The organism is Amycolatopsis sp. NPDC033938, assembly GCF_055575975.1.
In genome coordinates this window covers 199,595-217,543 of record NZ_JBVIRO010000006.1, presented here as the reverse complement: position 1 = coordinate 217,543, position 17,949 = coordinate 199,595, and the positions used below count along the sequence as shown (strand labels likewise).

Sequence of the window (17,949 nt, the reverse complement as noted above, 5' to 3'; positions counted from 1 at the left end):
TTCCGTGGCCTCTATCAGGGAAAAGTCCTTACAGGGGTGGCTATAGGGGGTGCTTTCGGAGGCGGCAGGGGCGGTGCCGGAGGCCGGGGTAGGGGCATACCGGAGAGCTAGTCGGGGTTGAACGTCCGCGCTGTTGATGGTTAATGTTCAACACGGAACCAGGCCACTGGGGGGCCGAATTAGTGCAGGTGCGCATGGCACTTGTACGACTTTTATACATACCTCTGCGATAATGGCCGGTTTCTTTTTTCCCGAGGTTCATCCGTCAGGTCGGCGGCCGTGTATTGATGGCAATTCCAGGAGGCGAGTTCATGGCGCGATCCGAGTTGATCCGGCCGTTGTCCGAGCTGCTGCGTGCGCATGCGGGGCGACGGGGGGACAAGGTCGCCTTCTCGGACGGCCGGCGCGAGGTGACCTACGCCGAGCTCGAGGCGCGGACCGCCCGGCTCGCCGGGCATCTGGTCGCCGGAGGGCTGACCCGCGGCGGGCGGGTGGTGATCTGGCTGGACAACAGCGTGGAGGTGGTCGAGGGCTACCTCACCGCGGTCCGGGCGGGCGGGGTCGGGGTGCCGGTTCATCCACGGTCCTCCGACGCCGAACTGGCGCATATCCTCGCGGACAGCGGCGCCGAGGTGGTGATCACCGGTCCGGCACAGCTGGCCCAGCTGCGCCGGGTGACCGGCGCCGACGGCCCGACCGTGCTCGTCACCGGTTCCGGGTCGCTCGACGGTGTCCGCTCGTTCGAGGAGCTGGCCACCACCGAACCGGCCGAGCCCGCCCGTGACGACACCGGGCTGGACGACGTCGCCTGGATGCTCTACACCTCGGGTACCACCGGAAAGCCCAAGGGAGTGCTGTCCACCCAGGGCGGCTGCCTGTGGTCGGTGGCCGCCTGTTACGTGCCGCTGCTCGGGCTTTCGCCTCGTGACAAGGTCCTCTGGCCGCTGCCGATGTCGCACTCGCTCGCGCACGTCCTCTGCGTGCACGGTGTGGTGGCCTCCGGCGCCACGGCGATGATCGCCGACGGGTTCGCCGGTGAGGACGTCATCCGGCTGATGCAGGAGGACGACTACACCTTCCTGGTCGGCGTGCCGACGATGTACCACGATCTCCTGCGCCAGGCTCGCGGCGAAGGGCTCGACGCCGACTCGTTGCGCGTTTGCATGGTGACCGGTGCGGTCACCTCCGCCTCATTGAGCGAGTCGTTCGAGGACACCTTCGGCGTCCGGCTGGTCGACAGCTACGGCAGCACCGAGACCTGCGGCGCGATCACCATGAGCCGCCCCTCCGGTGCGCTGGTGCCCGGCTCCTGCGGCTCGCCGGTGCCGGGACTCAAGGTGCGGGTGACGGACCAGGAGACCGGTGACGAGGTCGAACGGGGTGCCGAGGGCGAGGTGTGGGTCAGGGGCCCGAACCTGATGGTGGGCTACCACAATCAGCCGGAGGCCACCGCCGCCGCGTTGCGTGCGGGCTGGTACCGCACCGGCGACCTCGCGCGGCAGGACGAACTCGGCTACCTGACGATCACCGGGCGTATCAAGGAACTCATCATCCGCGGTGGCGAGAACATCCACCCCGCCGAGGTGGAGGACGTGATCCGCGCGGTGCCCGGTGTCGTGGACGTCGGGGTGGCCGGACGGCCGGACGAGGCACTCGGCGAGGTCCCGGTCGCCTACGTCGTGCCGGAGACCGCCGGGGTGGTCGATGCCGAGCGGATCATCCAGACCTGCCGCGAGCGCTTGTCGTACTTCAAGGTCCCGGCCGCGGTGTACGAGGTGGCCGCGATTCCGCGTACCGCTTCCGGCAAGGTGACCCGCCGCCGGTTGCTCGACGAACCGGCGCGGCGGCATCACACCGAAGGACGGACCCACGAGGCGCTGTTCCGGCTGGACTGGACTCCGGCCGTGGCGAGCCCGGTGCCGGACACCGATGGCTGGGCCGTGCTCGGCGACGACGATCTCGGTCTTGGCCTGCCCCTCGCGGAGACCGCCGAGGCGCGCACCCTGCTGGTGCCGTGTTTCGACGCCACGGAACCCCTGACCGCGGCGGACCGCGTTCTCGAGCTGGCCGAACGATACCCCGCTACCCGGCTGGTGTTCCTGACCCGCGGCGCGGTGGCCACCACCGCGACCGAGACCGTGACGGATCCGGCGAACGCCCCGGTCTGGGGTGTCGTGCGGTCGGCGCGCACCGCCGACGACCGGCTTTCCGTGGTGGACATCGGCTCGGGCACGCGGGCGGAGATCATCGCGGCGATCGCCACCGGAGCACCGCAGCTGGCGATCCGGGACGGAGTGCCGCGGATACCGCGGCTGGCGCCGGTGCGGGCCGTCGGCGACGCGCTCGACGGTGACGCCGCCGTAGTGGTGGTCGGCGACGCCGACGGGGCGGTATCCGGCCAGGCCGTGCGGAGGGTCGCGTCGGCCGCCGAGCTGTCCACTGTGGACAGGAGTGACCACGTCGCCGTGGTGTACGCGGCGGGCGGTGACCAGCACGCGCGGATCGCCGCGCTGGACTCGGTCGCCGAATACGCCGGGGAGTCCCTGCTCGTGTTGTTCACCGGCGCCGGTTCGGTGCTCGGGGGTGAGATCGACGCGCGGAGCGCGGCGGCCGACGCCTATCTGGCGGCGTTCGCCCAGCGCCGCCGGGCCGAGGGCCTGCCGACGGTGACCATCGCCTGGGATCGCGACCTGTCCATCGAGGACCGCGTCGAGCTGTTCGGCATCGGGGCCGTCGCCGAGGACACGCTGGTGATCGCCGCGAGGCCGGACGCGGAAGTGGTGCGGGAGTTCGGCCACTCCGATACCCGGGGTGCGCGCGCCGTCGGGCCGGTGGCGCTGCGGGACCGGATCGCCACGTTGTCCCGTTCTGCCCAGACCCAGTTCCTGCTGGACCTGGTCCGCACGGAAACCGCTGGGGTACTGGGGTTCCCCGACACCGGCCGGGTACCTGCCCGTCGTTCGTTCAAGGAATTCGGCTTCGACTCGAAGTCCGCCGTCCAGTTGCGGAACCGGCTCGCGGCCGCCACCGGCCTGCCGCTCGGGGCCACCTTGGTCTTCGACCGGCCGACCCCGCTGGAGCTGGCCGAGCATCTGCGCACCGAAGTACTGGGCATCGCCGAGGACACCGAGGACACCGAGGTGACCGGGAATCACCCGGACGAGCCGATCGCGATCGTCGGTATGGCCTGCCGGCTGCCCGGCGGCATCGGGTCCCCGGAAGAACTGTGGGATCTGGTGGCTTCTGGAGGCGAGACGCGCTCAGGATTCCCGGACGACCGTGGCTGGGACCTCGACGGCCTGTTCGACCCCGACCCGGACCACCCCGGCACCTCCTACGTGCGCCACGGCGGTTTTCTCGACGGCGCGGGGGAGTTCGACGCCGGATTCTTCGGCATCAGCCCGCGTGAGGCGCTGGCGATGGACCCGCAGCAGCGTCTGCTGCTGGAGGTCTCCTGGGAGGCGCTGGAACGCGCGGGTATCGACCCCTCCTCGGTACGGGGGAGCCGGACCGGCGTCTTCGCCGGGGTGATGTTCCACGACTACGCCTCGAATCTGGGACGTGTCCCCGACGGTCTCGAGGGATACCTGGGCACCGGCAACGCCGGCAGCGTGGTGTCCGGTCGCATCGCCTACACCCTCGGGCTGGAAGGCCCCGCGATGACCGTCGACACCGCGTGCTCGTCCTCGCTGGTCGCCCTCCATCTCGCGGCGCAGGCGCTGCGCTCGGGGGAGTGCTCGCTCGCGCTGGCCGGTGGTGTCGCGGTGATGGCCACGCCCGAGGTCTTCGTGGAGTTCAGCCGTCAGCGCGGGCTCGCCGCCGACGGCCGGTGCAAGTCCTTCGCCGCGGCCGCCGACGGAACGGCGTGGAGCGAGGGCGTCAGCCTGCTGGTGGTGGAGCGGCTCTCCGACGCCGTGCGCAACGGCCACCAGGTGCTGGCGATCGTCCGCGGTTCGGCGGTCAACTCCGACGGCGCGTCGAACGGGTTGACCGCACCGAACGGGCGTTCGCAGGAACGGGTGATCCGGCAGGCGCTCGGCAGCGCCGGTCTCCGTCCGTCCGAAGTGGACGCGGTGGAGGCGCACGGCACCGGAACCGCGCTCGGCGACCCGATCGAGGCGCGGGCCGTGCTGGCCACCTACGGTCAAAACCGGGAAACCCCGCTGCTCCTCGGTTCGATCAAGTCCAACATCGGCCACGCGCAGGCCGCGGCCGGGGCGACCAGTGTGATCAAGATGGTCATGGCGTTGCGGCACGGGACGCTGCCGCGCACCCTGCACGTGGACCGGCCCACCGAGGAGGTGGACTGGTCCACCGGCGCGGTGGAGCTGCTCACCGACGCCAGGAGCTGGCCGGAGGCCGACCGTCCGCGACGCGCGGCCGTCTCCTCGTTCGGGGTCAGCGGCACCAATGCGCACGTGATCCTCGAACAGGCTCCGCCGGAACCGCACGTGGACGCACCGGCCCGGACGGCGGCACCGGTCACCTGGCTGGTCTCCGGCCGGAGCGAGCAGGCCGTCCGGGCACAAGCCGGGAACCTGCTGGCCCTCGCCGAGGAGCACGAGCCCGCGGATCTCGGCCGGGCACTGGCCGCCACCCGCGCCGCGCTGGAGCACCGTGCGGCGGCGGTCGGCACGAGCAGGGAAAAGCTCGTCGCCGGACTCCGGGCGATCGCTTCCGGTGACGTCTCGCCGACGCGCGCCGACGTCGAGGGACAGCCGGTGTTCGTCTTCCCTGGCCAGGGCTCCCAGTGGAGTGGCATGGCGCTGGACCTGCTTGAAACCTCGCCCGTGTTCGCCGAAGCCTTCGACGACTGCGCCGCCGCTATCGAGTCCTTTGTGGACTGGGACATGGCCGAGGAGCTGCGTGGCGGGCTGGACCGGGTCGACGTGGTGCAGCCGGTGCTGTTCGCGGTGCTGGTCTCGCTGGCGAAACTGTGGCGTCACCACGGCGTGGAACCGGCCGCCGTGGTGGGGCATTCGCAGGGTGAGATCGCCGCGGCCTGCGTGGCGGGCGCCCTGTCACTGGAAGACGCCGCGCGGGTGGTGACCTTGCGGTCCCGGCTGATCGCCGAGGTGCTGGCGGGCCGGGGCGGCATGGTGTCGGTCGCCGAACCGGTGGAAGCGGTGCGTACCCGGATCGAGCGCTGGTCCGGCCGGATCTCGATCGCCGCGGTCAACGGCCCGGCGTCCACCGTGGTCTCCGGCGAGCCGGGGGCGCTGGCCGAGCTGGTCGCCGCCTGCGCCGCCGAGTCCGTGCGCGCCAAGACCATCCCGGTGGACTACGCCTCGCATTCCGCGCAGGTGACCGACATCCGGGAGCGGCTTCTCGACGCGCTGGCGCCGATCACCCCGCTGGCCCCGGAGATCCCGATGCTGTCCACGGTGACCGGGGAGTGGGTCGACCGGCCCGCCTTCGACGCCGAGTACTGGTACACCAACCTCCGCGAGACCGTGCGGTTCGGCGACGCGGTGAAAACCCTGACCACACAGGGATATCAGGCATTCATCGAAGTCAGCCCGCATCCGGTGCTGACGATGGGCATCGAGGAGATCGCCGACGATCGCGCTGTCCTCGGCACCCTGCGCCGGGACGAGCCAGGACGGTTTTCCCGGTCACTCGCCGAGGCGCACAACCATGGGCTGACCGTCGACTGGAGTACGGTCTTCGGCGCGGTCGGTCCCCGGATCGCCCTGCCGACCTACGCGTTCCAGCACGAGCGGTATTGGCTGGAGTCCGGGGCCGGTTCCGGCGGTGGCTCCGTCGAGCATCCGCTGCTGGACTCGGAGGTGCCGCTGGCAGGTGGCGAGGGCCTGGTGCTGACCGGACGGCTGTCCACCCGGAGGCAGTCCTGGCTCGCCGATCACGTGGTGCTGGATTCGGTGATCGCGCCCGGCTCGCTGTTCGTCGAGCTGGCCTTGCGCGCCGGCCGCGAACTCGGCTGCGACCGCCTGGAAGAGCTCGCGCTGGAAGCACCGCTGGTGCTGTCCGGGAACGACGTGCTGGTGCAGGTTCAGGTGACGCCGGACGGGCGCGCCTTCAGCGTCCATTCCCGTGCCCACGACGACGGCCCGTGGGTGCGTCACGCTCGCGGTGAACTGGCGAACGGCACGGACGACGGGACCGGACTGGAGGTCTGGCCGCCCGCCGGGGCGGAACCGGTCGCGGTCGACGGCCTCTACGACGAGCTCGCCGAGTCCGGACTCGGATACGGGCCCGCCTTCCACGGGCTCCGCGCCGCGTGGCGCACCGACGACGAGGTCTTCGCCGAGGTCCACCTGCCCCCAGAGCTGCGTGCCGACGCCGCCCGGTTCGGCCTGCACCCGGCGGTGCTCGACGCGGCTCTGCACGGGGTCGACCTCGGCGTGCTGGCACCGGGGGAACGACGGCTCGCCTTCGCCTGGAGTGGGGTGACCCTGCACGCCACCGGCGCCTCCGTCCTGCGAGTACGGCTGCGGTCCGCCGGAGCGGACGCCGTGTCGCTGATCGCCGCCGACGAGACCGGCGCGCCGGTGCTTTCGGTGGACTCGCTGATGTTCCGCGCCGCCACGGCGGAGAAACTCAGGCCCGCCGCTCCCGGCTCATTGTTCCGAGTGGACTGGATCCCCGCGAAGACGAAGGCGAACGCGGACCGCTGGGCGATGCTCGGCACCGACGAACTTCGTTTGCGCGACTGGGAAAACGCCGCCAACGGCACCGTGGCGGTCTATCCGGCGCTCGACGCGATCGACGAGGTCCCGGAAGCGGTCGTGGTGACCTGCCCAGCGGGGCACGACGACTGGGCGGGTTCCGCCCGTGAGCTGTTGGCCGAGGTCTCCGGTCTGATCCGCGCCTGGCTGGCCGAGGACCGGTTCGCCGGTTCACGGCTGGTGTTCGTCACCCGCGGCGCCATCGACACCACGCCCGGGGTCATGCAGAACCTCGCGCACGCACCGATCTGGGGTCTCGTCCGCACCGCGCAGTCGGAACACCCCGGCCGGTTCGTCCTGCTCGACGTGGACGGTGAGGACGAGTCCTGCTGGCGGCTGCCCGCCGCGCTCGCCGTTCCGGAACCACAGCTCGCGATCCGTTCGGGCCGGGTCTTCGTGGCGCGCCTGACGCAGGTGACCGCGGTCGCCGAGCCGGTGAGCTGGGGCGACGGCACGGTGCTCGTCACCGGCGCCGGCGGCGGACTCGGCAGGCTCGTGGCCCGGCACCTGGTCGAACGCCACGGCGTCGCGGACTTGCTACTGCTGTCCCGAAGCGGGGCCGAGGAACTCGCCGCCGAGCTCACCGAGCTGGGCGCCAACGCCACCCAGGTCGCGTGCGACGTCGCCGACCGGACCGCGCTCGCCGCCGCGCTCGCCGGACATCGTCTGAGCGCCGTGGTGCACACCGCGGGTGTGGTCGACGACGGCGTGGTCGAGGCGCTCACCGATGACCAGTTCGACCGGGTGCTCCGCCCGAAACTGGACGGTGCGCTGAACCTGCACGAGCTGACCGGCGACCTGGACGCCTTCGTGCTGTTCTCCTCCGCCGCGACCACTTTCGGCGCTCCCGGCCAAGGCAACTACGCCGCCGCGAACGCCTTCCTCGACGGCCTCGCCCGGCACCGGCGCGCCCGTGGCCTGCCGGCGGTCTCCCTCGCCTGGGGCCTGTGGGCGGAATCCGGCGGTATGGGCGGGCGGCTCGGCGACACCGACCTCGCCAGGATGGCCAGGGGCGGCACGCTGGCCATGTCCGACCGTGAGGCGCTGGCGATGCTGGACGCCGCCACCGCGCTCGGTGAGCCCAACCTGGTTCCGGTCAAGCTGGACACCGTCGCGCTGGCCAAAGCGGACCCCGTCCCCGAACTGTTCCGCGCGCTGGTGCGGAGCAAGTTGCGACGAGCCGCCGAAGTCACCCGCACCGGCTCGCTGCCGGAGAAGCTGGCAAGCCTCCCGGCCGGTGATCGTGACGGCTTCCTGCTCGAACTCGTCCTCACCAACGCGGCGGCCGTGCTCGGTCACGAGTCGGGCAGCGCACTGGACACCGCGCGCAGTTTCAAGGACCTCGGATTCGATTCGCTCACCGCGGTGGAGTTCCGCAACCGGCTCGGCGCGGCCACCGGCCTGCGGCTGCCGCCGACGCTGATCTTCAACTATCCGACCCCGGAGAGGCTGACCGCCCATCTCGCGGCCGAGTTGCTGGGAACGGAGACGCCTGCCGTCACCGCACCGGCCGTCGTCACCGCCACCGCCGAGCACGACGACCCGATCGCGATCGTGGCGATGAGCTGCCGCTTCCCTGGCGGCATCGATTCGCCGGAGAGCCTGTGGAACGCGGTCGCCGCCGAGGCCGACCTGATCGGCCCGATGCCCGCGGACCGGGGCTGGGACCTCGACCGCCTCTTCGACGCCGACCCCGACGCCCCGGGCAAGAGCTACCTGCTCGAAGGCGGGTTCATCGAGAACATCGGCGATTTCGACGCGGAGTTCTTCGGCGTGAACCCGCGTGAAGCGCTGGCCATGGACCCGCAGCAGCGGCTCCTGCTGGAAACCGCGTGGGAGGTACTCGAACGCGCCGGCATCGATCCGGTTTCGCTGCGAGGCGCGCCCGTCGGGGTCTTCGCCGGGACACACGGCCAGGACTACGGCAGCCTGCTCGCCGGGGCGCCGTCCGATCTGGAGGGATACAAGTCGACCGGGGTCGCGGCCAGCGTGTTCTCCGGGCGGCTCTCCTACACCTTCGGATTCGTGGGGCCGGCGGTCACCGTCGACACCGCCTGCTCGGCCTCGCTCGTCGCGTTGCACCAGGCGGCGAAGGCGTTGCGTGACGGCGACTGCACGATGGCGCTGGTCGGCGCGGCGTCGATCATCTCCACCCCCGAACCGTTCGTGATGTTCAGCCGTCAGCGGGCGCTCTCGGTGGACGGCCGGTGCAAGTCGTTCGCCGCGGAGGCCAACGGCACCGGGATGTCCGAGGGCGTCGGCATGCTCCTGATGGAGCGGCTGTCCGACGCCCGGCGTAACGGCCACCCGGTGCTGGCGATCGTCCGTGGTTCGGCGGTGAACTCCGACGGCGCGAGCAATGGCCTCACCGCCCCGAACGGACCCTCGCAGGAACGCGTGGTGCGCCAGGCGCTGGCGAACGCCGGACTGTCCGGAAAGGACGTCGACGTCGTCGAGGCGCACGGCACGGGCACCGCGCTCGGCGACCCGATCGAGGCGCACGCGCTGCTGGCCACCTACGGCCAGGACCGTGCCGGGGACCGTCCGCTGTGGCTGGGGTCGGTGAAGTCCAACCTCGGTCACACCCAGGCCGCGGCCGGGCTGGCCGGGGTGATCAAGATGGTGGAGGCGATGCGGCACGGCGTGCTGCCGCGCACCCTCCACGTCACCGAGCCCACCCCGAAGGTGGACTGGGATTCCGGCGGTGTCGAGGTGCTGACGGCCGCCCGTGCCTGGCCGGTGGACGGCCGTCCGCGCCGCGCCGGCGTGTCCTCGTTCGGGATCAGCGGTACCAACGCGCACGTCATCCTCGAACAGGCCGAAGGTATCGAGCCGGCCGAGTCCATTGTGGACGAGTGCGAGCTCGTGCCGTGGGTGCTTTCCGCGAAGAGTGAGGCGGCACTGCTCGGACAGGCGGCGCGGCTGCGGGACTTCGTGGACGGCCGTCCCGGGCTGAACCCGGCCGACGCCGGTTTCTCGCTGGCGACCACCAGGGCCGCGCATCCGCGGCGCGCGGCCGTGCTCGGCCGGAACCGCGCCGAACTGCTGGCGGGACTGGCCGCGCTCGCCGAGGGCACCTCCTCTCCGGCGGTCGTCCACGGGACGGCGTCGAGCGGCAAGGTCGTCTTCGTCTTTCCCGGTCAGGGTTCGCAATGGCGGGAGATGGCGCTCGGCCTCCTGGATTCTTCGCCGGTGTTCGCGGACGCGATCGCGCGCTGCGACGAAGCACTGCGGCCGTTCGTCGACTTTTCGGTGCTGGACGTGCTGAAGTGCGCGCCGGCCGCCCCGGGACTCGACCGCCTTTCCGTGGTGCAACCCGTGTTGTTCTCGATGATGGTGTCGCTCGCCGAACTGTGGCGATCCATGGGGGTGCGCCCCGCCGCGGTGATCGGCCATTCACAGGGTGAGGTGGCCGCCGCCCAGGTGGCGGGCGCGTTGTCCCTCGCCGACGCGGCCAGGGTGGTGGCGCTGCGGTCGAGACTGATCGACGAGCTGCTTTCCGGCCGGGGCGGGGTGGTTTCCGTCGCGCTGTCGGCGGCCGAGATCGAACCCCACCTCGCCAAGTGGGGGGACAGGCTTTCCATCGCGGCGGTCAACGGACCCGCGGCGGTCGCCGTCGCGGGGGAACCCGCCGCACTCGACGAACTGATGGGCGAACTGGCGGCCAAGGACGTCCGCGCTCGCCGGATCCGGGGCGCGGACGCCGCCGGGCACACCGCACAGGTCGAGGTCCTTCGTGAGCGGCTGCTGGCCGAACTCGCCCCGGTGGTGCCGAGGGAATCCGAGATCCCGTTCTACTCCACGGTCACCGGCGCTCCGCTCGACACGACCACCATGGACGCCGCGTACTGGTACCGGAACGCCCGCGAACCGGTGCTGTTCGAGAACGCCGTCCGCGCGCTGGCCGCCGACGGGTACACCGCGTTCGTCGAGTCCAGCCCGCATCCGGTGCTGCTGGGCACCATCCAGGAAACCCTCGCTCACGTCGCCGGGATCGGCACCCTGCGCCGGGAGGAAGGCGGGCGGGACCGCTTCATACGCTCCGTGGCCGAAGCCGCCGTGCAGGGCGTGGAGGTGGATTGGACCACCGTCTTCCCCGCGGCCCGCAAGATCGAACTACCGACCTACGCCTTCCAGCGTCAGCGCTTCTGGCTCGACGTCCCGGCCGCGACCGGAGACGTGACCACCGCCGGCCTCACCGCCGCGGACCATCCCTTGCTGAGTGCCGCGGTGGCCGTGCCGAGCACGGGCGGGTTCCTGCTCACCGGCCGTCTGTCCGGTTCGGCCCAGCCCTGGCTGGCCGACCACGTCGTCGGCGACGCGAACCTCGTGCCCGCCGCCGTCTTCGTCGAACTGGCGCTGAGGGCGGGGGAGGAGGCCGGCTGCGACAGGCTCACCGAGTTCACTTCGGACACTCCGCTGGTCCTCCCGGCGCAGGGCGGGGTGGCGATCCAGGTGGTCGTCGGCGGCGCCGACGAGCGCGAACAGCGCCCGGTCACCGTTTACGCCCAGCAAGGCGACAGCTGGACCTTGGCCGCGACGGGAATCCTGACCGCCGCGGACGAGACGGCCGGGGCCGACCTCGCCGAATGGCCTCCGGTGGGAGCCACCTCGGTTCCGGTCGGGAACTTCTACGACGAGTCCGAACACGGTCCGGTCTTCCAGGGGCTGACCGCGGCCTGGCGGCGTGGCGACGAGCTGTTCGCCGAGGTCGACCTTCCGTCCACTGTGGACACGGCGGATTTCGGGCTGCATCCGGCCCTGCTCGAAGCCGCGCTGCGCGGTGCCCGGTTGCTCGGTGCGCCGGAGACCGCGCTGCCCTCGGTATGGCGGGAGATCCGGTTGCATGCCACCGCGGCCAGGAAGCTGCGGGTGCGACTGGGCGTCGACGACGGACGGTTCACGGTGGACGCCGCGGACGAGACCGGCTCGCCGGTGCTGTCGGTGGCCGCCGTCGAACTGCGCCCTGCCGAGGCGCTACGGGTGAACGAAGGGCACGGCGACGCGCTTTTCCGGCTCGACTGGACGGCGGTGTCGGCTGACGGCATCGCTGGGCACGGGGTGGAGCTCGGCGCGGACTTCGAGGATCTGGCCGCGCTGGCGGCGGCGATCGACTCGGGGATGGACGTGCCGCCCTACGTGGTGGTCAGGGCAGGCGGAGCGAACGCCGCGACGGTCGCGGAGGCCGCCCGCGAGAACACCGTCCAAGTCCTCGAACTACTGAAGACGTGGTTGGCCGACGAGCGGTTCGCCCCCGCACGGCTCGTCGTGCTGACCTCGGGTGCGGTGAGCACCGGTCACGGCGACGGCGCGCCGGATCTGACCCAGGCTCCCGTCTGGGGTCTGATGCGCTCGGCCCAGTCCGAGAATCCGGACCGGCTGATCCTGGTGGATCTGCGCGACCAGGCTGACGGGGCGGCCCACAAGGCCGCCGCGGACCTGGTCCCGGCCGCTGTCGCTGCGGGCGAACCGCAGCTGGCCGTGCGGGAGGGCAGGCTGCTGGCCCCTCGCCTCGCCCGCGTGGCGGCGCCGGGGGAAACCCCGCGTTTCCGCCCGCAGGGGACGGTCTTGATCACCGGTGGCGCCGGGGCGCTCGGCGCGTTGTTCGCCGAGCACCTGGTCACCCGGCACGGGGTGCGGCACCTGCTGCTCACCGGCCGCCGCGGCGAGCGCACCCCTGGCGCGGCCGAACTGGGCGCGTATCTCAGCGGGCTCGGCGCTTCGGTCCGGTTCGCCGCCTGCGACGCCGCCGATCGCTCCGCGCTGGCGGGAGTGCTGGCCGGCGTTCCCGCCGAGCACCCGCTCACCGCGGTCATCCACGCCGCCGGGGTGATCGACGACGGCGTGCTCGGTTCGCTGTCGGCCGATCGGCTGGAAACGGTGCTGCGGCCGAAGATCGACGGTGCGCTGAACCTGCACGAACTGACCGGTGACCTGGACGCCTTCGTGGTGTTCTCCTCGGGCGCGGGCATCTTCGGTTCGCCGGGACAGGCGAACTACGCCGCCGCCAACACCTTCCTCGACGCGCTGGCCCACCATCGTCGTGCCGCCGGCCGGCCGGCGGTCTCGCTGGCATGGGGATTGTGGGCCGACCGGAGTGCCTCGGCGGAGGGACTGGGACGGGCCGACCTGACGCGGATCGCCCGCAACGGCACGCTGGAGATGTCGGCGGAACAGGGATTGGCGTTGTTCGACGCCGCCACGGCACTCGACGACGCGTTGCTCGTGCCCACCCGGCTCGATTTCGCCACGCTGCGAGCGCAGGCGAAAACCGGTTCGCTGCCGCCCCTGTTCCGGGGGCTGGTCAGGATTCCGGCCAAGCGGGCCGCCGAGGACGAGCGAACCGGCGCGTCCTCACTCGTGGCCAAGCTGGCCGCCCGTACCGAAGCCGAACGGCTCGAAGCGCTGCTGGAACTGGTCCGCGGCGACGCCGCGACGGTGCTCGGGTACTCCGGGACCGAGAACCTCGGCGCCCGGCGCGCCTTCCGTGACCTCGGTTTCGACTCGCTGACCGCCGTGGAGTTCCGCAACCGCCTGCAGACAGCCGCCGGCATCCGCCTGCCCGCCACCCTGGTCTTCGACCATCCCACCCCGATGGCGGTGGCCGGATACCTGCACGCCGAGCTGTTCGGCCAGACCGCCGTGCGAGTGGCCGAAACCGCTGTCCCGGCGGACGAACCCATCGCGATCGTGGCGATGAGCTGCCGGCTTCCCGGTGATGTGCGGTCGCCCGATGACCTGTGGCGGCTGCTGGAATCCGGTACGGACGCCATCTCCGGGCTGCCGACCGACCGTGGCTGGGATCTCGCGGCGTTGTACGCCGCCGATCCGGACACCCCGGGTAAGAGCTACGTCCGAGAGGGCGGCTTCCTGCGGGACGCCGGGGACTTCGACGCGGGCTTCTTCGGCATCAGCCCGCGGGAGGCCGCCGCGATGGACCCGCAGCAGCGGCTCCTGCTCGAAACCTGCTGGGAGGCCGTGGAACGCGCCGGGATCGATCCGCTGTCCCTGCGCGGCAGCCGGACCGGCATCTTCACCGGTACCAGCGGTCAGGACTACGCCGCTCTCGCCTCGAACGTGCCGGAGGCCGACGAGGGCTATCTCGTCACCAGTACCGGTGCCAGCGTGTTGTCCGGCCGCGTGTCGTACACGCTCGGGCTGGAAGGCCCGGCCATGTCGGTGGACACCGCCTGTTCCTCCTCGCTGGTGGCGCTGCATCTCGCGGCGCAGGCCCTGCGATCCGGGGAGTGCACGCTGGCCCTCGCCGGCGGCGCGACCGTGCTCGCCACCCCGCAGACGTTGATCGCCGCCAGCCGTCAGCGTGGGCTCTCGCCGGATGGAAGGTGCAAGGCGTTCTCCGACGAGGCCGACGGGTTCGGCATGGCCGAAGGCGCGGGAATCCTGCTGCTGGAACGCCTTTCCGACGCCCGGCGCAACGGGCATCCGGTCCTGGCCGTGCTGCGTGGCTCGGCGGTCAACCAGGATGGCGCGTCCAACGGGCTGACCGCGCCGAACGGGCCTTCCCAGCAGCGGGTGATCCGCCAGGCGCTGGCGAACGCCGGACTGGCGGCGTCCGAAGTGGACGTGGTGGAAGCGCACGGCACCGGGACCTCGCTCGGCGACCCGATCGAGGCGCAGGCGCTGCTGGCCACCTACGGGCAGGACAGGCAGGCCCCGCTGCTGCTCGGTTCGGTGAAGTCCAACATCGGGCACACGCTCGGCGCCGCCGGCGTCGCCGGGGTGATCAAGATGGTGCTCGCGCTGCGGCACGGTGTCGTGCCACGCACCCTGCACGCGGAGCGGCCATCGTCCCATGTGGACTGGTCGGCCGGAGCCGTCCGGATCGCGGACCGGACGGTGCCCTGGCCGGAGACCGGCCGCCCGCGCCGGGCAGGAGTGTCGTCGTTCGGTATCAGCGGGACCAACGCCCACGCCATCATCGAGCAGGCGCCCGCGGCCGACGAAGCCGGCCAGACCACCGTGGAATTGCCGCAGGTGCTGGTGCCGGTGTCCGCGCGCAGCGCCGAAGGACTCGCGGCGCAGGCGCGCGGCCTGAAGTCCTTTGTGGAGGAAGACCACGGGGCCGCGCTCGCGGACCTGGCCTTCTCCGCGGCCACCACGCGCGCTTCGCTGGAGCACCGTGCCGTGGTCGTGGCGACCGATCGGGACGAGCTCGTACGCGGTCTGGACGCGCTCGCCGGTGACGCGCTGGCCTCGAATGTCGTGCGCGGTATGCCCCATGAGGACGCCAAATGCGCCTTCCTGTTCTCCGGCCAGGGTTCGCAGCGGCCCGGGATGGGGCGCGAGCTGTACGAGGCTTACCCGGTCTTCGCCGAAGCGTTCGACGAGATCTGCGACCGGCTCGACGTGGAGCTGGCGGGCCACGCCGAACGCGGTGTGCGGGACGTGGCCTTCGCCGGTGACGACCTGCTGGATCAGACCTGCTACACGCAGGCGGCCCTGTTCGCGTTCGAGGTGGCGCTGTTCCGGCTGATCACGGCATGGGGCCTGCGGCCGGACTACGTGCTCGGCCACTCGATCGGCGAACTGAGCGCCGCGCATGTCGCGGGTGTCCTCGACCTCGACGCCGCCGCGACACTGGTCGCCGCGCGGGGCCGGTTGATGCAGGCGCTGCCGTCCGAGGGCTCGGCGATGGTTTCGGTGCGGGCACCCGAAAGCGTGGTGCTGCCGTTGCTGATCGACGGCCGGGTGTCGCTCGCCGCCGTCAACGGTCCCGATGCGACAGTGCTCGCCGGCGACGAGGAAGCCGTGCTGAAGATCGCCGGGGAACTCGCCGCTCGTGGCCACCGGACCAAGCGGTTGCGGGTCAGCCACGCGTTCCACTCGCACCGGATGGATGCCATGCTCGACGAATTCGCCGAGGTGGCCGGGAAACTGACATATCTTGCGCCGGAGATCCCGATCTTCTCCAACGGCACCGGCGAACTCGCCACCGAGCAGATCCGGACCGCCGGGTACTGGGTGCGGCACGTTCGCGACACCGTCCGCTTCGGGGACAGCGTGCGTCGCCTGACCGAACTCGGCGTCGAGGTGTTCCTCGAACTCGGGCCGGACGGCGTGGCCACCGGAATGGCGAGGGACTCGGTCGGCGACAGCGCGACGCTGGCCACGGCGTCCCGCAAGGATCGCTCCGAGGTGCGTTCGCTGCTCACCGCGCTGGCGCGACTCCAGGTCAGCGGGCTCGCCCCGGATTGGGACGCGTTCTTCGGTGGCGCCCGGCGGGTGGACCTGCCGACCTACGCCTTCCAGCGCCGCCGCTACTGGCTCGACGGCCCGGTGCCCGGCGTCCGGCAGGACGACACCGGTTCGTGGCGTTACCGGATGGAGTGGCGGCCGATCGCCGACACCCGTGCGACGACGTTGACCGGCCACTGGCTGGTGGTGCGAGCGGCCGGGCTGTCCGGGGAGTGGTCCCTGCGTTCGCCCGAGCTGCTGGCACGGGCGGGCGCCGAAGTGAGCGTCGTGGATGTCGAACCCGGCGAGGACCGGACCGCGCTGGCCGGACGGCTCCGCGCTGCCGCCGGTGCCGGGCAGGTCAGCGGCGTGCTCTCGCTCGTCGGTCTCGACGAGCGGCCGCATCCGGACTACCCGTCCGCCTCGGCGGGACTCTCCGCCACGGTGACCCTGATCCAGGCGCTCGGCGACGTGGCGATCGACGCTCCACTGTGGTGCGCCACCGAGAACGCGGTGTCCACAGTGGAGGGTGAACCGGTCGCCGGTCTGGTGCAGGGGCAGCTCTGGGGGCTCGGCCGGGTGGCCGCGCTGGAGTATCCGACGCGCTGGGGCGGAATGCTGGACCTGCCCGGCGAATGCACCGGCATCGGCCAGGACCGGATGCTCGGGGTGCTTGCCGCCGAGGCGGGAGAGGATCAGCTCGCCGTCCGCGAGCACGGGGTGCTGGCCCGGCGGCTGACCCCCGCGCCGCTTCCCGCCGATACACCGGACTGGGAACCCCGTGGCACGGTACTGATCACCGGTGGGACCGGCGCGCTCGGCGGGCATGTCGCCCGGTGGCTCGCCGGCGCGGGCGCCGAGCATCTGCTGCTGGCCAGCAGGCGCGGGCCCGCCGCGCCAGGGGCGGCGGAACTGACGGCGGAGCTGGAAGCACTGGGTGCCGCGGTGTCTGTCGTCGCATGCGACGTCGCCGATCGCGACGCCCTCGCGGGCCTGCTCGCCACGGCGGGGGAGCGGTATCCGCTCACCGCCGTGGTGCACACGGCCGGTGTGGTCGCCGACGGCGTACTCGAATCCCTGACCCCGTACCGCATCCAGGAGGTCATGCGGCCCAAGGTCGACGCCGCGCGGAACCTGCACGAGCTGACCAGGCATCTGGAGCTGGACGCGTTCGTCCTGTATTCGGCGATGGCCGGGGCGGTCGGCAGTCCGGGACAGGGCAACTACGCCGCCGCGAACGCCTACCTCGACGCGCTCGCCGAGCACCGCCGGGCCGAGGGGCTGACCGCGCTGTCGGTCTCCTGGGGCTGGTGGGAAGGCGAGGGGATGGCCCAGCTCGAAGGAGTGGATGAAAGCCGCCTGCGCCGCAACGGCGTGCGGCCGATGGCGCCCGAGCGGGCGGTGGCCGAACTGGTCCGAGCCGTTCCCGGCACCGGGCCCACGCTACTGGTGTCCAATGTGGACTGGTCAGGTTTCGTGCCTGCCTTCACCACCACCCGGCCCAGCCCGCTGCTGGACATGCTGGCGGTACCGGGCTGGGCGGCCGGTCCGGAGCGAACCGAGACCGAGACGGGCCCGGCGTTGCCGGAGCAGCTCGCGGCGGCTTCGGCTGCCGAGCGGACGAGGATCCTGCTGGATCTGGTCCGCGCGCATGTCGCGGACGTACTCGGCCACGACTCCCGTGACGCGGTCGAGGTCACCAGGGGCTTCCTGGAACTGGGCTTCGACTCGCTGACCGCGGTGGAGCTGCGCAACCAGCTGGCCGCCCGCACCGGGCTCCGGTTGCCGCCGACGCTGATCTTCGATCACCCCAGCCCGGTCGCGCTCGCGAACTGGCTGCTCACGGAGCTGGCGGGCGAGCAAGGGGAGACCGATCCCCGCGAGGCGCGGGTGCGCGCGCTCCTCGCCGCCATCCCGTTGGAACGACTGGAGGAGGCCGGGCTGCTCAACGATCTGCTCGCACTGGACGGTGGCGGCGTGGCCGTACCGGACGGCGTGGAGCTGATCGACGAAATGGATGTCACGAGCCTGGTGCGCATGGCCCGGGAAACCCTCGACTCTTGAC

General features: G+C 71.7%; 1 protein-coding gene. It reads left to right on the top strand.

Translation table 11 applies throughout. The features are described from left to right. Nucleotides 1-311: 311 nt before the first annotated feature. Nucleotides 312-17,948, top strand: a complete 17,637-nt coding sequence (locus tag ACZ5ZX_RS18760) for an SDR family NAD(P)-dependent oxidoreductase (RefSeq protein ID WP_465503259.1) — start codon at nt 312-314, stop codon at nt 17,946-17,948. The last annotated feature ends 1 nt before the right edge of the window (nt 17,949 follow it).

What these genes read in the sequence shown, in the direction of transcription:
- ACZ5ZX_RS18760 (WP_465503259.1), top strand. Translation starts at nt 312, where the DNA reads ATGGCGCGATCCGAGTTGATCCGGCCGTTGTCCGAGCTGCTGCGTGCG.